The sequence below is a fragment of the Streptomyces sp. NPDC002537 genome (assembly GCF_053594975.1).
Genome location: NZ_JBSFWT010000009.1, coordinates 1 through 18,151, shown reverse-complemented (window position 1 = coordinate 18,151; position 18,151 = coordinate 1). Strand labels below are relative to the sequence as shown.

Sequence of the window (18,151 nt, the reverse complement as noted above, 5' to 3'; positions counted from 1 at the left end):
CCAAGAACGCCGTGGTGTTCGCCGCACCTTGATCCACTCCATGACGGGGGAAGGCGGGCGGGGCGGAACTCCCCGCCCGCCTTCCCCGGACGAACCGTCCGTCAGGACACCACCGCGGGATCCGCCGGGCGCGCGGCCAGGTCCGCCTCCTCCCCGTCCACGGCGACGCCCCGCCGCTTGGACACGTAGACGGCCCCGACGATGACGACGACGGCGAACACCGCCACCCCGATCCGCAGCCCCCTGTTGGCGTCGGCCCCATAGGAGAACTTGACCACCGCGGGCGCGATCAGCAGCGCCACCAGGTTCATCACCTTCAGCAGCGGGTTGATCGCGGGCCCGGCCGTGTCCTTGAAGGGGTCGCCGACCGTGTCCCCGATGACGGTCGCGGCGTGCGCCTCGCTGCCCTTGCCGCCGTGGTGCCCGTCCTCGACCAGTTTCTTGGCGTTGTCCCAGGCGCCACCGGAGTTGGCGAGGAACACGGCCATCAGGGTGCCGGCGCCGATGGCGCCCGCGAGGTACGAACCGAGCGCGCCCACGCCGAGCGCGAAACCGACCGCGATCGGCGCCATGACGGCGAGCAGGCCGGGCGTGGCGAGTTCGCGCAGCGCGTCCTTGGTGCAGATGTCGACGACCCGCCCGTATTCCGGCTTCTCGCTGTAATCCATGATTCCGGGGTGCTCGCGGAATTGCCGTCGCACTTCGTAGACGACCGCGCCCGCCGAGCGCGACACGGCGCTGATGGCCAGCCCGGAGAAGAGGAAGACGACGGCGGCGCCCAGCACCAGGCCCACGAGATTGTTGGGCTGGGAGATGTCCAGGCTCAGATTCATCTCCGTGGATTTCGCGTGCACGTCCTCGACCGCCGTGGCGATCGCGTCACGGTACGAACCGAACAGGGCCGACGCCGCCAGGACCGCCGTGGCGATGGCGATGCCCTTGGTGATGGCCTTGGTGGTGTTGCCGACGGCGTCGAGATCGGTGAGGACCTGCGCGCCCGCGCCCTCGACGTCGCCCGACATCTCGGCGATTCCCTGCGCGTTGTCGGAGACCGGCCCGAAGGTGTCCATCGCGACGATCACGCCGACGGTGGTCAGCAGCCCCGTACCGGCCAGCGCCACGGCGAACAGCGCCAGCATGATGGACGTTCCCCCGAGCAGGAACGCGCCATAAACGGCGAGCGCGATGAGCACGGCCGAATAGACCGCCGACTCCAGGCCGATGGAGATCCCGGCGAGCACCACGGTCGCGGGTCCGGTCAGGGACGTCTTGCCGATGTCCCGTACGGGCCGCCGGCTCGTCTCCGTGAAATAACCGGTGAGCTGCTGGATGAGCGCGGCGAGAACGATCCCGATGGCCACCGCCACGAGGGCGAGCACCCGGGGGTCGCCCTTGTGCCCGCTGATGGCGGCATCGCCGACACCCTTCAAATCGGCGTAGCTGGACGGCAGATAGACGAACACCGCCACCGCGACCAGTACCAGCGAGACGATCGCTGAGATGAAGAAACCGCGGTTGATGGCGGTCATTCCACTGCGGTCGGCACGGCGCGGGGCGACGGCGAAAATACCGATCATCGCGGTGAGCACGCCGATGGCGGGAACGAGCAGCGGAAAGGCGAGGCCCGAGTTCCCGAAGGCGGCCTTGCCGAGGATCAGCGCGGCGACGAGGGTCACGGCGTACGACTCGAAGAGGTCGGCGGCCATGCCCGCGCAGTCCCCGACGTTGTCGCCCACATTGTCGGCGATGGTGGCGGCATTGCGCGGATCGTCCTCCGGGATGCCCTGTTCCACCTTGCCGACCAGGTCGGCGCCCACGTCGGCGGCCTTGGTGAAGATGCCGCCGCCGACCCTCATGAACATCGCGAGCAGCGCCGCGCCGAAACCGAATCCCTCCAGCACCTTGGGGGCATCGGACTTGTAGGCCAGCACCACACAGGAAGCGCCCAGCAGGCCGAGCCCCACCGTGCACATTCCGACGACCCCGCCCGTACGGAAAGCGATCTTCATGGCCTTGTGCGAAACGGCCGTCAGATCCTTTTCGGGCTCGCCCTCGGCAGGCGTGGCCTCCCGTGCCGCCGCGGCGACCCGCACATTGCTGCGCACCGCGAGCCACATTCCGATATAGCCGGTGGCCGCGGAGAAAAGCGCACCGACCAGAAAGAAGGCCGAACGCCCGATGCGCTGTGACCAGTTGTCCGCCGGCAACAGCATCAGCAGGAAGAACACGGCCACGGCGAACACACCGAGGGTGCGCAGCTGCCGGGCGAGATAGGCGTTCGCCCCCTCCTGCACCGCCGCCGCGATCCTTCTCATGCTGTCGGTGCCCTCGCCCGCCGCGAGAACCTGCCGTACGAGCACCACGGCGACCCCGAGCGCCGCGAGCGCCACGGCGCCGATCACCAGTACCAGCGTGCGATTGCCCGAGGTGAGCTCGGCTGCGAGATGTTGAGTGAAGTCCACCTGTCCAGGGGTAAGGGGCCCCGCCATTCGTCCTCCTTGACGTTTGGCACATGGGCGCGCGGCCGGCCCGCGACCGCGGAACAGCCACCACGCTCAGGCGTCCTGAGCTCAAGATGGACGGATTGTAGGGAGCATGGCGAGATCAAAACAGAGCGCGGCAACCGGAACAGGACTTTCCTCGGTGAAGATCGAGTGAATGATCGCGACAGGAACGCTCGCGGAAAAGATCCGCCGCTGCATGCCCGAAGATCCGCGTAAGAAAGATCGGGAAATGGAGATCAAAGAGGAGATCGGAAACAGACCCGCGGCTCTTGTCCAACGGCGGGAATTCGCTCTTGCCCTGTGACGGCTCCGTGCCTGCCGGGATGCTTCCCCGGCCCTGCCCCACGCCGAGCCGGAGCCCGCACCGTGCCCATGGCAGTTACGGCAAATCCGTGGCGGCCCACTACGGCAATACGGTGAACCCGGGCTACGACAGCACGGGCGCCGGGGTCGTCGGCCAGCTCATACGGATCAGCCCGCCGCTCTCGTCGGCGGTCACCTCGACATCGTCGACCAGGCCGCTGATCACGGCGAGGCCCATGTCGTCCTCACCGCTGTCGCCACCGTCCTCCTGAGCGGGCACCGACGGCTCGGAACCGGCCGCCACGCGCGCGGCCGCGAGCTCGACGGCGGGCGGCCGCGGCGCGTCGTCCGCGACCTCGATGGAGAACTTCTTCTCGTCCTCGATCAGCACCACCCGCACCGGGGTGGTCACGCCATGGCTGATGTGCAGGCCGACCGCGCGGGAGCACGCCTCGCCCACGGCGAGCCGGAGCTCGTCCATCACGGCCTCGTCGACCCCGGCCCGGCGCGCCACCGCGGCCGCCACCAGACGGGCGGTCCGGACATGCTCGGGAAGGGCACTGAAGAGCAGTTCGACGGTGGCCATGCCATCCCCCTCAAGGCGTACACGCCCCCCTTCCCCTCTTCTGGAAAAGGGCGGACTCACGGGGAGGGCCGGACCCCTCGGGCCCGGTTCCCCCGCGTGGCAGTCTTCCCGCGACGACCGTCAGTCGGTCGCCGACACCGCGTCCTGAACCGAGGTGTGAATCGGGAACACCTTGGTCAGACCGGTGATACGGAAAATCTTCAGAATGCGCTCCTGGTTGCAGACCAGGCGCAGCGAGCCCTCGTGGGCCCTCACCCGCTTGAGACCGCCGACCAGCACGCCGAGCCCGGTGGAGTCGAGGAAGTCGACGCCCTCCATGTCCACGACGAGGTGATAGCTGCCGTCGTTGACAAGCTCGACCAGCTGCTCACGCAGCTTGGGCGCGGTGTACACATCAATCTCGCCACCGACCTTCACGACCGTGCGGTCGCCAACGGTCTCGGTCGACAGGGACAGGTCCACGGATCCTCCAGCACCTTGCATCGAGCGGTCGCCCCCCATGGATCGGCAGCCGCGATGGCATTCAATCACTTACCGGCAGGCGTGCACGACGCCTTGGCGCCATTGTCCGCCACGCCAGTGACACACTCGGTGTCAATGGCCAACGATCAACTCCCGCCGGAGGCGGGCATACACCCCGATCCCCGGACGGTCCTCGACAGGCTGACCGCCGTGGCGGACCGGGCTGCACGCATCACTCATACGGAGCACTTGCCCCCGCGTCCGGGACGTCATGCCCCCTGGCCCGAGAAGATCCGGCCGGAAGTGGTCGACGCCATCCGGCTGGCCGGCATCGACCGCCCCTGGGCCCATCAGGCCCGCACGGCCGAGCATGCCCTGCGCGGCGAATCCGTGGTGGTGGCCACCGGCACCGCCTCCGGAAAGTCCCTCGCCTACCTCGCACCGGTGCTGAGCGCCCTGCTGGACGGCGCCGAGGCCCCGAACGGCCGTGGCGCGACCGCCCTCTACCTCGCTCCCACCAAGGCCCTCGCCGCCGACCAGCGCCGCGCCGTACGGGCGCTCGCCGAGCCCCTGGGCAAGAGCGTCCGGCCCGCCGTCTACGACGGCGACACGCCCGTGGAGGAGCGGGAGTGGGTGCGCCAGTACGCCAATTACGCGCTCACCAACCCCGACATGCTCCACCGCTCCATCCTGCCCGCGCACCCAAAGTGGTCCTCCTTCCTGCGCGCCCTGCGCTATGTCGTCATCGACGAGTGCCACACCTACCGCGGCGTCTTCGGCTCCCATGTCGCCCAAGTGCTGCGCCGCCTCCGGCGTGTCTGCGCCCGCTACGGCTCGAATCCGGTCTTCCTGCTCGCCTCCGCCACCGTCTCGGACCCGGCCGCCGCCGCGACCCGGCTCACCGGCGTGCCCGTGGCGGAGATCACCGAGGACGCCTCCCCGCGCGGCGAGCTGGTCTTCGCCCTCTGGGAACCCCCGCTCACCGAGCTGCACGGCGAGAAGGGCGCCCCCGTGCGCCGTACGGCCACCGCCGAGACCGCCGACCTCCTCACCGACCTCGTCGTCCAGGGCGTCCGCACCGTCGCGTTCGTCCGCTCACGGCGCGGCGCCGAGCTCGTCTCCCTGATCGCCCAGGAACGCCTGGCCCACGTCGACCGCTCCCTCCCTTCCCGCGTGGCCGCCTACCGGGGCGGCTACCTCCCCGAGGAGCGCCGCGCCATCGAGCGCGCCCTGCACTCCGGTGAACTGCTCGGGCTGTCCGCCACCACCGCCCTGGAACTCGGCGTCGACGTCGCGGGCCTCGACACGGTCCTCCTCTCCGGCTACCCGGGTACGCGGGCCTCCCTGTGGCAGCAGGCAGGCCGCGCGGGCCGTACGGGCCGTGGCGCCCTCGCTGTCCTCGTCGCCCGCGACGACCCCCTGGACACCTATCTCGTCCACCACCCGGAGGCCCTCTTCCGGCAGCCCGTGGAATCCACGGTCCTCGACCCCGACAACCCCTACGTCCTCGCCCCCCATCTGTGCGCCGCAGCCGCCGAACTTCCGCTCACCGATGCCGACCTCTCGCTCTTCGGCCCCGAGACCCCTGGCCTCCTCACCCAGCTGGAGGGCCGCAAGCTGCTGCGCCGCCGAGCCGCCGCCTGGCACTGGACGCGCCGCGAGCGGGCCGTCGACCTGACCGATATCCGGGGCGGGGGCGGGCGGCCCGTCCAGGTCGTCGAGGAAGGCACCGGCCGCCTGCTGGGCACCGTGGACACCGCCGCTGCCCACGTCACCGTCCACGAAGGCGCCGTCCACCTCCACCAGGGCCGCACCTATCTCGTCCGCCACCTGGACCTGGAGGAGTCCGTCGCCCTGGTCGAGCAGGCCGACCCGCCCTACTCGACGACAGCCCGAGACACCACCGCCGTCTCCATCCTGGAAACCAGTGCCGAGATCCCTTGGGGGGACGCACGGCTCTGCTTCGGCTCCGTCGAGGTCACCAACCAAGTCGTCTCCTTCCTCCGCCGCCGGCTCATCACCGGCGAGGTTCTCGGCGAGTCCAAGCTGGACCTGCCGCCCCGTACGCTGCGCACCCGAGCCGTGTGGTGGACCGTCACCAAGGACCAGCTCGACGAGGCCCGCATCGACCCCGAGGCCCTCGGGGGCGCCCTGCACGCCGCGGAACACGCCTCCATCGGCATGCTGCCGCTCTTCGCCACCTGCGACCGCTGGGACATCGGCGGCGTCTCCGTCCCCCTCCACCCCGATACGCTCCTGCCCACCGTTTTCGTCTACGACGGGCACTCGGGCGGCGCCGGCTTCGCCGAACGCGCCTTCCACACCGCCGCCGACTGGCTCGCCGCCACCCGCGAGGCCATCGCGGCCTGCGAGTGCGCGTCCGGCTGCCCCTCCTGCGTCCAGTCCCCCAAGTGCGGCAACGGCAACGAGCCTCTGGACAAGAAGGCCGCCGTCCGCCTCCTCACCCGTCTCCTCAGGGACGCCCCGAGCGAGGCCCCGGAGGAGGCGTAACCCTCGTGGCTCGCACCGGGTCGGGCCGCGGCCGGGAGCCCATGCCCGGCGGGCCCTCCGGGGCTGCGTCAGGGCAGCGGTTCCGGGACACCCGTCGCCGGGCCGGCCCGGGAACGGGCCCGCACCGCGTACGGACCGGCCCGCGCCTCCGCCGACACCTCGGCGAACTCACCACTCACGGCGCACCGCACCATCCTCGCCCGCTGAGCCGCCGCCACCCGGCGGGCGAACCCACACGCGATCTCCTTCCCTCGCAAGGCGTTGTCCGCGGCCGCCAGTGCCGCCAAGTCCGCAGTGCCACCGGCCCGGTGGCGGGCCACGACCGCCTGCCCCATGGCCAGCACCACCGCGAACACCACGCAGAACGCCATGGTCGCCAGCGCCACCCACACCGTCGCCATGCCGCCGTCACCCCACGGTCTCCTCCGCAAGGGCCACCGCCTCTCCCGCGACCCGTACCGTCAGCGGCCCCGGCCCGGCGGTCCGGGCGTCGACCCGCACCCGGACCAGGTCGCCCTCTCTGGCGAGCGAGATCCGGGCGCCCCCCGGTGCGGCCGCGCGGGCCGCGGCGACCGCCACCGGCGGAGGATCGGCCCGAGCGGCCGCCCGAGCCCCTGCCCTCGCCGCATCCACGCACTGGATCTGCGCGGACGCAGCCATCAGCCCCCAGATCAGCGCCATGCCGAACAGCGTCAGCGTCGGCAGCACCAACGCGGCCTCCGCGGTCACATAGCCGCCGTCAGAACGGCGCATGGAGCGCCTTCTCGATCAGCCCCTGCAGCGCCGCGGTGACGGCGCCGCTCGTGACCACTTTGTAGAGCACGGCGGCCAGCGCGCAGGCCGCCAGAGTCCCGATGGCGTATTCGGCCGTGGACATCCCGGCCTCCGCGCCGGTCCTTCTCCGCGCCCCGTGCCACGACCGGAGCCTCGACCACCACGACGTGTCCAGCACCGTCATCATCACTTCCCCCATTTCGGTTTCACGCATCGTCAGTTGCCCTTCATCAGCCCGCTCGCGAGCCCGATCACCACCGGGACCACGCCGACCGTCAGGAACGCGGGCAGGAAGCACAGCCCCAGCGGAGCCGTCACCAGCACGCCCGCGCGCCGGGCCCGTATGCCCGCCGTCCTGTTCCGCTCGGCGCGCCACCGGCCCGCGAGCCGGGACATCGGTTCCACCGCCGGCACGCCGGTGGCCTGGGCCCGCTCCAGACAGTGCGCCAGCGGCCGGGCGTGAGGGAGGCTGCCGACACGGCTCCAGGCCGCGGCCGGATCTCCGCCGAGCCGCACCTCCGCGGCGGCCTGGGCCAGGCTCTTCCCCACCGGGCCGCCCAGGGAGGAGCCCACCGCCTCCGCCGCTTCCCTCGGTCCCGCTCCGGCCGCGAGGCAGGCGGCCATGAGGTCCGCGGCGAGCGGCAGTTGTCGCTCCACTTCCTCTGCCGGTGCGGCAGACGGCCCACCCGGCGGCCCGCCACCGGCTTTTCTCGACCGCCGCCACCGCCACATGCCGTACGCAGCGGCGAGTCCCAACGCCCACCCGGCAACGCCTCCGAGGATGATGGGGCCCACAGCCGCCGCCCCCGCGACAGGCAGCAGATGACGGAGCCCGGGGAACCGCGCCGCCCACGCCCTCAGCGACTCCATCGGCCCTGGCGGGACCTCCGCCCCGCCCCGGCCGAACAGGGACTCGACCCGGCGACGCACCGGCCGCTCCCCGCGGGCAGCCTTCAGGGCCACCGCGGCCCCCATGAGAGTGGCGCAGGGAATCAGCGCCATCCACAGGCTGTGGATAACATGTGCACTCATTCGACCGCCCTCCCCTGCGGCTTCGCCGCCGGAGGCCCGGCCGCGGCGCGCACGATCCGCCCCGTCCACGCGAGCCCCGCGTACTCGAGCAGCCCTCCGAGGAGCAGACAGCCCAGACCTACCGGCGTGTGCAGCAGCACAATCAGCGGCCTCGCCCCGAGCGCACCACCCATCAGGAGCGCGAGAACGGGCAGGACAGCGAGCATCGCGGCAGTGGATCTCGTACCTGCCAACTGCGCCTGAAGATCCTCCCGTTGGTCACGTTCCGCGCTCAGCGCGGCAGCCACCCGTTCGAGCCCGGCAGCAAGCCCCGCACCACCGTCGACCGCGACTTTCCAGCATGCGGCCACACCCTGGAGCCCTTCGGCTCCCGGCAGCCGCCCCACGGCCCGCAGGGCCTCCGGCACATCCCCGCCGAACCGCGCCGCCGCCGGGACCGCCGCCCACTCCGGGCCCAGCTCCCCCGCAGGAGTGCCCAACAGGGCCTCGGCAGGCTGCCGTCCGGCCCGCAGTTCCCCCGCGACGGTCCCACAGAGCTCGATCACCGCCGTTTCCCGCCGCTCCCGCTCCCGCTGCGCACTTCGAGCGGCGAGCCACCTCCGTACGAGCGGCACAGCCACCACCGCCGCGCACAGCGGCAGCACGGACTCCCCCAGCAGCGCCAAGGCGCCGCCCACCGGAAGGCACACCAGCTCGCGCCGTTCCCGGGCCAACCGCCGTACCCAGTCGGCCCATTCACCGATCCACGCGGGCAACGCGGGGCCGGGCGGGCCGATCACCGCGGCACCGGCCACCAACAATCTGGCCCTCCGCAGCCCCTGACCCGGCCGGGTCAGCGACCAGGCCACGGCCAGCGCACCCAGCACCGCCGCGAATGCGAGCGCGGTGTGCGGCGCCGCCGCAGGGGCCGTCATGGCGCACTCCCCCCGCGCTCGCACAGTTCCGCCAGACGGCCCCAACCGCGCGCACGTTCGAAGCCCCGCGGACTGCGGACGGCCGCCGGCACGGTCGTCACAAAGCCCGCCCGGTCCCGGTCCAGCACATGCACCTCGGCGACGCGCCGCACCCCGCCCCGCTCCCGCGCCAGATGGATCACCACCGCCAGCCCTGCTGCCAACTGGCTGTGCAGCGCGGCCCGGTCGAGCCCTGCCGTGGACCCAAGAGCCTCCAAACGGGCGGGCACATCCGCCGCGGCGTTCGCGTGAACGGTCCCGCAACCGCCCTCGTGCCCGGTGTTCAACGCCGCCAGAAGGTCCGTCACCTCGGGGCCGCGAACCTCTCCCACCACCAGCCGGTCAGGGCGCATCCGCAGGGCCTGCCGCACCAGGTCCCGCAGGGTGACCAGGCCGATTCCCTCCTGGTTCGCGGGCCGCGCCTCCAACCGCACCACGTGCGGATGGTCCGGCCGCAGCTCGGCGGAATCCTCCGCGAGGACGATCCGCTCGTCCGGGGCGACCAGACCCAACAAGGTCGTCAGCAATGTGGTCTTGCCCGAGCCGGTACCCCCACTGATGACGAAGGACAGCCGAGCATCCAGCACCGCCCGCAACAACCGCTCGCCACCCGGCGGGACCGTCCCCGCGGCCACCAGATCGTCCAGAGTGAAGGCCCGCGGCCGCACCACCCGCAGCGAGAGACACGTCGAACCCACCGCCACCGGTGGCAGCACGGCGTGCAACCGCGTCCCGTCCGGAAGCCTGGCGTCCACCCATGGCCTGGCATCGTCCAGCCGTCGCCCGGCGATCGCGGCGAGTCGCTGCGCCAACCTGCGCACAGCGGCCGCGTCGGGGAACGTCACCTCCGTGCGTTCCAGGCCGGAGCCCCGGTCCACCCACACCTGATCGGGCGCGGTGACCAACACATCGGTGACCTCGGGCTCGGCGAGCAGTCGTTCCAAGGGGCCCGCACCGACCAGTTCGGATCTCAACCGGGCCACGACGCCGAGCACTTCGGCGTCCCCCAACAGCCGCCCCTCGCTGCGGAGAGCCTCGGCGACCCTGGCCGGAGTCGGCTCCATGCCGCTCTCCGCGAGCCTCAGCCTCACGGCGTCCAGCAGTTCGGCACTCATAGCGACACCTCACCGCCGTCAGCCGTCACCCGGGCCCAGAACTCCGCGCAGAACTGCGCGAGCGGACCACGATCGGCACCCGGCGGCCGTCCCGCGGCCAACGCGGCGGGCAGCGCGGGCTCCACGGGCAGCTCACCGGCCAGCGGCAGTCCGAGCAGACGGGCGATCTCCTCACCGTCGAGCCCCGCGCCGCACGGGCCGCGCACGACCATCCTGAGATCGCCGAGCACCATCCCCACCGTCGACGCGACGCGCTGCGCCGCTACCACGGCACGCAGCTCCGCGGGCACCACCAACAGGCCCATGTCCAGCTGCCCGAGGGCTTCGACAGCGGCATCGTCGAGTCGGCGCGGCAGATCGACGACGACCACTCCGCCGCGCCTGCGCGCCGCGGCGAGGACGGCCCGCATCGCGTCGGGCGGAACGCTCGCGCAGGTGCCCCGGTCCCAACTGAGCAGACGCAGCGAGTGCAGCTCGGGTAGCGCCTCCTCCAGCGCCTGGCCCGCCATCCGGCCCCGCGAGTCGGCGAAGGCGGGCCAGCGCAGGCCTTCCGCCTTCTCGCCTCCGAAGAGCACGTCCAGGCCCCCGCCCAGCGGGTCGCCGTCGATGAGCATGGTGCGCCGTTCCGTGCGGGCGGCGCCGACGGCGAGGGCGCACGCCAGGGTGCTTGCTCCCGCGCCCCCGCGCCCGCCGATCACGCCGACGGTCAGGGCGGGCCGTCCGGCCTCTTCCATGGCGTCGGCGATCCGGTCGACCAGCCAGGCTTCGTTGTCGGGGAGCAGGGCCACGCCCCGGGCACCGATCTCCACGGCCCGCCGCCAGATGTCGGGGTCGTCGGGATCCCTGCCGACGAGCACGACCCCGTCCCCGGGGAGCCCGGCCATGCTCTTCGCGACGCGATCGGCACAGTCGTCACCGATGAGGATCAGCGGCGCCCGCTCCCAGGCGCCTCTGCGCGGGGGAACCCCCTGAAGCACTTCGGGCAACGCCCCCGCCGCGGCGCACAGCCGCAGCAGATCGTCGAGCAGCGCCTCGTCCTCCACGACGATCAGCGGACCGGCCCGCCTTCCCTCGGCGGCGGGCGGCCAATCGGATGCACTGGGTCCGGCCACGGTGTCCTCCCCGTCCCACTACGCGCTCTCGCTTCCGCGGACATCGCGGAACAGCGCGGGGAATCACCGTGCCGGTAACCGAGAAATCATGTGGATCTTGGTTGAAAACTGTGGACAAGTGAGCCGTTGTGAATATCCCAGTCACCTATACCGGTGACTTCCGGAGAGCACCCTGGCGATTACGCAGCGTGACGCGTATGAAGGAGGGGAGGCAGCGGCGATCCGAGCGCCACAGAAGGGGAGGAGGGCCGTCACGGACGGGGAAAACACATCCGGACATGCGACGACCCCCGCCGGGGGGGAGAGCGGGGGTCGTCCCCACGGCCGACTCGGGGGGGGAGGAGTCGGGCCGGGTTAGACACGGTCGCGAACGATCCGTGACTTCCATGGTGTACCCGAGAGCCTTCTCAGGCAAACCCACACGCCTCAGCTTACGCCGAATGGAGGGCCCCTATGCTCGGCACCGTGGAAAACCACTCGTTGCCTCGGACAGCCGCGTTCTTTGATCTGGACAAGACGGTCATTGCGAAGTCGAGCACGCTCACCTTCAGCAAGTCGTTCTACCAAGGCGGCTTGATCAACCGACGCGCCGTGCTGCGCACCGCATACGCGCAGTTCGTGTTCCTCGCGGGCGGGGCCGATCATGACCAGATGGAGCGGATGCGCGAGTATCTCTCCGCGCTCTGCCGGGGCTGGAATGTCCAACAGGTGCGTGAGCTCGTCGCAGAGACTCTGCATGAACTCATCGACCCGATCATTTACGACGAGGCCGCTTCTCTCATCGAAGCACACCACGCGGCCGGACGCGATGTGGTGATTGTGAGCACCTCCGGCGCCGAGGTCGTCGAGCCGATCGGTGAACTCCTGGGTGCGGACCGCGTGGTCGCCACCCGTATGGTCGTCGAGGACGGCGCCTTCACCGGCGAGGTGGAGTACTACGCCTATGGCCCGACCAAGGCGGAGGCCATCAGGGAGCTCGCCGAGTCGGAGGGATATGACCTCTCCCGCTGCTACGCCTACAGCGACTCGGTGACCGATATACCGATGCTGGAATCGGTCGGGCACCCGCATGCGGTCAATCCGGATCGCGCGTTGCGCCGGGAGGCGGCCGCGCGGGACTGGCCGATCCTGTCCTTCAACCGTCCCGTGCGGCTCAAGCAGCGTCTCCCGGCCTTTTCCCTGCCGTCACGTCCGGCCCTTGTCGCGGCCGCCGCGGTCGGTGCCGCCGCCCTCACGGCGGGCCTGGTCTGGCTCGCCGGCCGACGCCGCACATCACGTGTCCCTATTGCCCGCCTTTGAGGTCAAAAGCAAAGAACTGTGGCTTGGGCTTCCGCTTCGCGGATGACAGGAGTAGAAAGGAATCAACGGCCCGCGAGACCAGGGACATCCGGGAGGACGCCCTTCACGCACCACGGCCCCACGGACCGAAGCATGAACGTCGGGCACCCACGCGACGCCGACCCGTCGATTACGGGCCAGCCGCACCAGGCGCGGGCGAAGTTCCCGGTCTGATGGGCAAACATCGTGCACGCATGGTAACCCGGCGAACATGCCAGCGGCGGTACCGGAATTGACCGGTACCGCCGCAACCCTGTCCGGGGTTCTTCCCTGCGCCGGGCTCCACTCAGGGAGACTCCCACCCCGGCCGGGGAAAGCCGTCAGGCGGCTCCGCGTTGGAGCGCCTCACAGACGGCCGTGCTCTCCCGCACCCCGAGTTCGACGGCGCGGGCGCAGTGGGCGATCCAGGCCGCGACGCCCTCCGGAGTGCCGGACACATAGCCTTCGAGTGCCGTCGCATAGGCCGCACGGCCCAGTTCGGCGTGGCCCACTTCCGCGGGGCAGATCGACTTGGGGTCGAGCCCACTCCCGACGAGCACGATCCGCTCGGCGGTCCGCGCCACCAGCCCGTTGCACGAGCCGAAGGGGCGCAGCGCCAGCAGTTCTCCGTGCACCACGGCCGCCGTCACCAGCGCGGGCGCCTCGCTGCCCGCTATCAGCAGGTCGGCCAGCCCCTCCAGCCGTCCGGAAACCTCGGAGGCGCTGGGCAGTTCCAGTTCGATCAGCGGCTCGTCGACCGGCTCGCCCGCCAGTCGCGGACGCCCCACCGTGTCGTCGGGCCGGTTGCCGCCCGCCGCCACCAGGTGCAGCCTGGCCAGCACCCGCAGCGGCGACTGCCGCCACACGCTCAGCAGCTGTCCCGCGTCGGCGGTGAGCCGGAGGGCGGCACCTACCGTCATGGGCTCGCCCTCGACGCTGAAGTCGGTGCGGCGGCGCACCTCTTCGAGCGCCCAGTCGGCGCCGGAGAGCGCCGCGGAACCGCGCGCTCCGCGCAGCGCGGCCTCGGAGGCGATCTCATTGCTGCGGCGGCGCATCACTCGGTGCCCGTAGACGCGGTCCACCGCCTTGCGCACGGAGTCCACGGAGTCGGCAACGCCAGGGAGCGAGCCCAGGGCTGCGAGCGGATCGGCAGTCGTACTCATGGGTAAAACAGTACGCACTTTGGCTTCACACCCCTCGAAGGAGTGGTCTTCTTCACGCGCGGCTCTCACTTTCCGCGGCCATCACCCTACGCTTGGTGAACATGAAGATCGCTTTCGTAGGCAAGGGAGGCAGCGGCAAAACCACGCTGTCGTCCCTGTTCATCCACCATCTCGCCGCGGACGGCGTCCCCCTGGTCGCAGTGGACGCGGACATCAATCAGCATCTCGGCGCGGCGCTCGGGCTGGACGACGAGGAGGCCGCCGCGCTGCCCGCGATGGGTGCCGAGCTGCCCTTGATCAAGGACTATCTGCGGGGCTCCAACCCCCGCATCACCTCCGCCACCACCATGATCAAGACGACTCCGCCGGGCGAGGGCTCCCGACTGCTGCGGGTCGACGAGGACAACCCGGTCTACGAGGCGTGTGCCCGGACGGTCCAGCTGGAGGACGGCGCCTCGGTCCGACTGATGGCGACCGGCCCCTTCACCGAGTCGGACCTGGGGGTCGCCTGCTACCACTCCAAGGTCGGCGCGGTCGAGCTGTGCCTCAATCACCTTGTCGACGGGCCCGGCGAGTACGTCGTCGTCGACATGACGGCGGGCAGCGACTCCTTCGCGTCCGGGATGTTCACCCGCTTCGACATGACGTTCCTGGTCGCCGAGCCGACCCGCAAGGGGGTCTCCGTCTACCGCCAGTACAAGGAGTACGCACGGGACTTCGGCGTCTGCCTGAAGGTGGTCGGCAACAAGGTGCAGGGCGCCGACGACCTCGACTTCCTGCGCGCGGAGGTGGGCGACGACCTGTTGATCACGGTGGGCCACTCCGACTGGGTACGGGCCATGGAGAAGGGACGACCGCCCCGCTTCGGGCTGCTCGAGGAGTCCAACCGCGCGGCGCTGCGCACGCTGCGCGAGACGGTGGACGGCACGTACGAGCGACGCGACTGGCAGCGCTACACACGTCAGATGGTGCACTTCCACCTCAAGAACGCGGAGAGCTGGGGCAACGCGAAGACCGGTGCCGATCTGGCGGCTCAGGTCGACCCCTCATTCGTCCTGGGCGAGCACGAGCCATCCATCACCCCTCAACCAGCCTGATAAAACGCCTATTCACTCGATAGAAGGAACCGCCTCTTTATTCGACCAAGCAGCCTTCCCCCTCACCTTTACTCTGCATTACGATTCGTTTACCGAGAGTTGATACGCCCCGCCATCGCAGCCGCTCCCGCCGCTGCACGCCGTGACCACGACCGCGTTTTGTACGCGGGCGCGCCGCCCCGACGAAGACGGGAACGCCCATGCAGCCTCAGTCGACGAATACACAGCACAGCGGACAGCGCACTTCCGGCAGGCTCGCCTGGCGGCGGGACCTTTCCGCTTCCGTGGCCGTCTTCCTGATTGCCGTCCCACTGTCACTGGGCATTGCCCTGGCCACCGGCGCACCGCTCCAGTCCGGGCTGGTCGCGGCGGCGGTCGGAGGCATCGTCGCGGGGCTGCTGGGCGGGGTGCCGCTCCAGGTCAGCGGTGCCGCCACAGGGCTCGTCGTGGTGACCGCCGAGCTGGTGCAGCGGTACGGCTGGCGGGCCACCTGCGCGATCACGGCCCTCGCCGGTCTGGCTCAACTGGCGCTCGGCGCCGCACGAGTGGCCCGTGCGGCGCTGGCTGTCAGCCCGGCCATCGTGCACGGCATGCTCGCCGGCATCGGCGTCACGATCGCGCTCGGGCAAGTGCACGTCGTCCTGGGCGGCAGCCCGTACAGCTCCGCTCCTGCGAATGTCGCGGCGCTGCCCTCGGTGCTGGCGGACCCGCACCCGTCGGCCCTGTTGATCGGGACGGTCACCGGAGCCGTCCTGGTCGCCTGGCCCCGGCTGCCCGGCCGCGCCGGACGTCTGCTGCGCACGGTCCCGACGCCGATGGCCGCCGTGGCCGTGGCCACGGCGGCCGCCACCGGCCTGTCCCTCCCCCGGGTCTCGTTGCCCCGTTGGGAGTTCCAGGCGCTGCCCACCCTGCCGTCCGGGCCGGTGCTCGGGGTGTTCTCGGCCGTCATGACAGTCACGCTCGTCGCCAGCATGGAGTCCCTGTTGTCCGCGGTGGCCGTGGACAGCCTGCGGGCCGAACAGCCGGACACGGAAGACGGAAAGACCGACCAGGGCGCGCTGGACCGGGAGCTCGTCGGCCAAGGGGCGGCCAATGTGGTGTCAGGGCTGCTCGGCGGGCTGCCGATCGCCGGTGGCGCCCTGCGCGGCTCGGCGAACGTCCGGGCGGGCGCCGCCACCCGCAAGTCCACCGTCCTGCACGGGGTGTGGGTGCTGCTGTGCGCGGCACTGCTCACGTCCGTGCTGGAGCTGATCCCCTTGGCGGCGCTGGCCGCGCTGGTCATGGCGGCCGGTGTCAGGATGGCGAGCTTCGCCCACATCAAGCATGTCCAGCGGCACCGCGAGTTCCCGATGTACGCGGCCACGTTGGGGGCAGTCGTGCTGTTCGGCGTGCTGCAAGGGCTCGCGGTCGGCGTCGTGGTGGCCGCCTTCCTCTCGCTGTGGCGGCTCGCCCACACCCGGATCGCCGTGGAGGAGAAGGAGAGCTCCCACCGGGTGGCGGTCAATGGCCAGTTGACCTTCTTGGCGGTGCCGCGGCTGAGCCGGGCGTTGGCACACGTGCCCGCGGGTGCGAGCGTGGTGGTCGAGCTGGGCGGATCGTTCATGGACCATGCCGCTTACGACACCCTGCAGTCGTGGAGCAACGCCCACCAGGCACAGGGCGGTTGGGTCACTCTCCGCGGGCGCGGCGGGCGGTCGATCGCCGAACCGTCCGGCACCCATGTCTGCCGTCCCTGGATGCCCTGGCACAACCACCACTGCACCCACCCCACCACGGTCAACGGCTCGCCGGACACCGGTGGTGGACGGCAGCTCATCGGTGGAGTCACCGCGTTCCAGCGGCACACGGCCCCTCTGGTGCGGGACGAGCTGGCGCGGCTCGCTCTGGAGGGACAGCGGCCCACTCACCTCTTCCTCACCTGCGCCGACTCCCGGCTGGTGACCAGCATGATCACCTCCAGTGGTCCCGGGGATCTGTTCACCGTGCGCAACGTGGGCAATCTGATGCCCCCGCCCGGCAGCGAGAGCAGCTGTGATTCGGTCGGCGCCGCCGTGGAGTACGCGGTGGAGGTGCTGAAGGTCGGCACCATTACCGTATGCGGGCATTCCGGTTGTGGGGCGATGCAGGCCCTGCTCGACGCCGCGGACCAGGGGCCGGGCGCCCAGCAGACCTCGCTCACCCGCTGGTTGCGGCACGGCCGCCCCAGCCTGGCCCGGATGCAGCGGATCGGCCGGCTCGGCCGCGGCGAGGTGGCCCTGGCCGACCGGCCCGTGACGGACGACGTCGAACGCCTCTCGCTCGTCAATGTGATGCAACAGCTCGACCACCTGATGGCGCATGGTTGCGTCGCCCGGCGGGTGGCCGAGGGGTCGCTTCAGCTCCAGGGGATGTACTTCCACGTCGCCGAGGCCCAGGCCTATGTGCTCAACCGGCCTTCGCGCACCTTCAAGGCGGTTCGGCCGGAGGTCCTCGACGCCGTCTGACCGAAATCCGTCACACCACCCCGGCCAAGACCCGAGCGCACCCGCCGATGTGGCCGAAAAGCCTCCATGGCCCCCGGCTCCCCGACCGGAACCCCTCGGCAACCCCTCGACGCGGCCGAGGGGCGCGCACCACTCCGCACGCCCCATCGGCGCACTCCGCACGCCCCATCGGCGCACTCCGTACGCCCCTTGATCGACCGCCTGACCTCGCACAACCCCTCTTCGCATAGGTCTAAACCAGTTTTTCCCGACAACCCTTGTCAGAGTGCACTCCGGGCTGATGAGCTATGGCCCCGGACACAACGGGCACCCTGGGAAAGGGAGATGTCGTGAGCAACGAAAGCCTGGCCAACCTCTTGAAGGAGGAGCGCCGGTTCGCACCGCCTGCCGACCTGGCCGCGAGCGCCAACGTCACCGCGGAGGCGTACGAGCGGGCGCGGGCTGACCGGCTGGGCTTCTGGGCTGAGCAGGCCCGCCGCCTGAGCTGGGAGACCGAGCCGGCCCAGACCCTGGACTGGTCGAGGCCGCCGTTCGCCAAGTGGTTCGCCGACGGCAGGCTCAACGTGGCGTACAACTGCGTGGACCGGCACGTGGAGAACGGCCTGGGCGACCGGGTGGCCATCCACTTCGAGGGCGAGCCCGGTGACACGCGCACCATCACCTACGCCGAGCTCCAGCGCGAGGTGGCCAGGGCCGCCAACGCCCTCACCGGGCTGGGCGTCCAGGCGGGCGACCGGGT

At 71.0% G+C, this 18,151-nt stretch carries 17 protein-coding genes; 6 read left to right on the top strand and 11 right to left on the bottom strand.

Going from position 1 to position 18,151, the window contains the following annotated elements; translation table 11 throughout:
• Positions 1-101 precede the first annotated feature (101 nt).
• Positions 102-2,489, bottom strand: a complete 2,388-nt coding sequence (locus ACWD4A_RS06460) for a sodium-translocating pyrophosphatase (RefSeq protein WP_451190176.1) — start codon at positions 2,487-2,489, stop codon at positions 102-104.
• 169 nt (positions 2,490-2,658) lie between these two features.
• Here ACWD4A_RS06460 and ACWD4A_RS06455 point away from each other — a divergent pair, with 169 nt between their 5' ends.
• On the top strand, positions 2,659-2,808 hold the full coding sequence (locus tag ACWD4A_RS06455) for a hypothetical protein (protein WP_451190174.1): 150 nt from the start codon (positions 2,659-2,661) through the stop codon (positions 2,806-2,808).
• 123 nt (positions 2,809-2,931) lie between these two features.
• Here ACWD4A_RS06455 and ACWD4A_RS06450 read toward each other — a convergent pair whose 3' ends face one another.
• Complete coding sequence (locus tag ACWD4A_RS06450; RefSeq protein WP_451190172.1) at positions 2,932-3,393, bottom strand: ATP-binding protein; 462 nt, start codon at positions 3,391-3,393, stop codon at positions 2,932-2,934.
• A gap of 120 nt (positions 3,394-3,513) precedes the next feature.
• On the bottom strand, positions 3,514-3,855 hold the full coding sequence (gene bldG / locus ACWD4A_RS06445; protein ID WP_451190170.1) for an anti-sigma factor antagonist BldG: 342 nt from the start codon (positions 3,853-3,855) through the stop codon (positions 3,514-3,516).
• 54 nt (positions 3,856-3,909) lie between these two features.
• On the opposite strand from bldG, the gene ACWD4A_RS06440 reads away from it, so the two are divergent.
• The gene (locus tag ACWD4A_RS06440; protein WP_451190168.1) at positions 3,910-6,366 is read left to right on the top strand and encodes a DEAD/DEAH box helicase; all 2,457 of its coding nucleotides are present in this window, start codon (positions 3,910-3,912) and stop codon (positions 6,364-6,366) included.
• A gap of 68 nt (positions 6,367-6,434) precedes the next feature.
• Here ACWD4A_RS06440 and ACWD4A_RS06435 read toward each other — a convergent pair whose 3' ends face one another.
• The 7 genes from ACWD4A_RS06435 to ssd form a co-directional block, all read right to left on the bottom strand.
• Positions 6,435-6,767 carry an Rv3654c family TadE-like protein gene (locus ACWD4A_RS06435; RefSeq protein WP_451190167.1) on the bottom strand — a complete coding sequence of 111 codons (333 nt, stop codon included), beginning with the start codon at positions 6,765-6,767 and terminating at the stop codon, positions 6,435-6,437.
• A gap of 7 nt (positions 6,768-6,774) precedes the next feature.
• Complete coding sequence (locus tag ACWD4A_RS06430) at positions 6,775-7,119, bottom strand: TadE family type IV pilus minor pilin (RefSeq protein WP_451190165.1); 345 nt, start codon at positions 7,117-7,119, stop codon at positions 6,775-6,777.
• The gene (locus tag ACWD4A_RS06425) at positions 7,106-7,354 is read right to left on the bottom strand and encodes a DUF4244 domain-containing protein (protein ID WP_451190163.1); all 249 of its coding nucleotides are present in this window, start codon (positions 7,352-7,354) and stop codon (positions 7,106-7,108) included. The genes ACWD4A_RS06430 and ACWD4A_RS06425 overlap by 14 nt, the downstream gene beginning before the upstream one ends.
• Positions 7,355-7,356: 2 nt before the next feature.
• Positions 7,357-7,797, bottom strand: a complete 441-nt coding sequence (locus ACWD4A_RS06420; protein ID WP_451190161.1) for a type II secretion system F family protein — start codon at positions 7,795-7,797, stop codon at positions 7,357-7,359.
• 371 nt (positions 7,798-8,168) lie between these two features.
• Positions 8,169-9,086: a type II secretion system F family protein gene (locus ACWD4A_RS06415; protein WP_451190159.1), complete on the bottom strand. Its 918-nt coding sequence runs from the start codon at positions 9,084-9,086 to the stop codon at positions 8,169-8,171.
• Positions 9,083-10,240 carry a TadA family conjugal transfer-associated ATPase gene (locus ACWD4A_RS06410; RefSeq protein ID WP_451190157.1) on the bottom strand — a complete coding sequence of 386 codons (1,158 nt, stop codon included), beginning with the start codon at positions 10,238-10,240 and terminating at the stop codon, positions 9,083-9,085. Before ACWD4A_RS06410 ends, ACWD4A_RS06415 begins: the two co-directional genes overlap by 4 nt.
• Entirely contained in the window at positions 10,237-11,352 is a 1,116-nt protein-coding gene (gene ssd / locus ACWD4A_RS06405) for a septum site-determining protein Ssd (RefSeq protein ID WP_451190155.1), read from the bottom strand. Before ssd ends, ACWD4A_RS06410 begins: the two co-directional genes overlap by 4 nt.
• Positions 11,353-11,805: 453 nt before the next feature.
• On the opposite strand from ssd, the gene ACWD4A_RS06400 reads away from it, so the two are divergent.
• Complete coding sequence (locus tag ACWD4A_RS06400) at positions 11,806-12,651, top strand: HAD family hydrolase (protein WP_451190153.1); 846 nt, start codon at positions 11,806-11,808, stop codon at positions 12,649-12,651.
• Positions 12,652-13,010: 359 nt separating this feature from the next.
• Here the strand turns inward: ACWD4A_RS06400 and ACWD4A_RS06395 are convergent, their stop codons facing one another.
• Positions 13,011-13,832 (bottom strand): oxidoreductase, encoded by an 822-nt coding sequence (locus ACWD4A_RS06395; protein WP_451190151.1) that lies wholly within the window; start codon positions 13,830-13,832, stop codon positions 13,011-13,013.
• Between the two features lie 101 nt (positions 13,833-13,933).
• Here ACWD4A_RS06395 and ACWD4A_RS06390 point away from each other — a divergent pair, with 101 nt between their 5' ends.
• The 3 genes from ACWD4A_RS06390 to ACWD4A_RS06380 all read left to right on the top strand — a co-directional run.
• Positions 13,934-14,929: an ATP-binding protein gene (locus ACWD4A_RS06390; RefSeq protein WP_451190149.1), complete on the top strand. Its 996-nt coding sequence runs from the start codon at positions 13,934-13,936 to the stop codon at positions 14,927-14,929.
• Positions 14,930-15,129: 200 nt separating this feature from the next.
• The gene (locus ACWD4A_RS06385) at positions 15,130-17,412 is read left to right on the top strand and encodes a SulP family inorganic anion transporter (RefSeq protein ID WP_451190147.1); all 2,283 of its coding nucleotides are present in this window, start codon (positions 15,130-15,132) and stop codon (positions 17,410-17,412) included.
• Positions 17,413-17,699: 287 nt separating this feature from the next.
• A partial coding sequence (locus ACWD4A_RS06380) for an acetyl-coenzyme A synthetase N-terminal domain-containing protein (protein WP_451190145.1) occupies positions 17,700-18,151 on the top strand: 452 nt, incomplete at its 3' end.

Coding starts and splice junctions, on each gene's coding strand:
- ACWD4A_RS06385 (WP_451190147.1), top strand. CDS start 15,130: ATGCAGCCTCAGTCGACGAATACACAGCACAGCGGACAGCGCACTTCC.
- ACWD4A_RS06400 (WP_451190153.1), top strand. CDS start 11,806: ATGCTCGGCACCGTGGAAAACCACTCGTTGCCTCGGACAGCCGCGTTC.
- ACWD4A_RS06390 (WP_451190149.1), top strand. CDS start 13,934: ATGAAGATCGCTTTCGTAGGCAAGGGAGGCAGCGGCAAAACCACGCTG.
- ACWD4A_RS06430 (WP_451190165.1), bottom strand. CDS start 7,119: ATGCGCCGTTCTGACGGCGGCTATGTGACCGCGGAGGCCGCGTTGGTG.
- ACWD4A_RS06455 (WP_451190174.1), top strand. CDS start 2,659: ATGATCGCGACAGGAACGCTCGCGGAAAAGATCCGCCGCTGCATGCCC.
- ACWD4A_RS06460 (WP_451190176.1), bottom strand. CDS start 2,489: ATGGCGGGGCCCCTTACCCCTGGACAGGTGGACTTCACTCAACATCTC.
- ACWD4A_RS06440 (WP_451190168.1), top strand. CDS start 3,910: ATGGCATTCAATCACTTACCGGCAGGCGTGCACGACGCCTTGGCGCCA.
- ACWD4A_RS06415 (WP_451190159.1), bottom strand. CDS start 9,086: ATGACGGCCCCTGCGGCGGCGCCGCACACCGCGCTCGCATTCGCGGCG.
- ACWD4A_RS06435 (WP_451190167.1), bottom strand. CDS start 6,767: ATGGCGACGGTGTGGGTGGCGCTGGCGACCATGGCGTTCTGCGTGGTG.
- ACWD4A_RS06410 (WP_451190157.1), bottom strand. CDS start 10,240: ATGAGTGCCGAACTGCTGGACGCCGTGAGGCTGAGGCTCGCGGAGAGC.
- ACWD4A_RS06395 (WP_451190151.1), bottom strand. CDS start 13,832: ATGAGTACGACTGCCGATCCGCTCGCAGCCCTGGGCTCGCTCCCTGGC.
- ACWD4A_RS06425 (WP_451190163.1), bottom strand. CDS start 7,354: ATGCGTGAAACCGAAATGGGGGAAGTGATGATGACGGTGCTGGACACG.
- ACWD4A_RS06450 (WP_451190172.1), bottom strand. CDS start 3,393: ATGGCCACCGTCGAACTGCTCTTCAGTGCCCTTCCCGAGCATGTCCGG.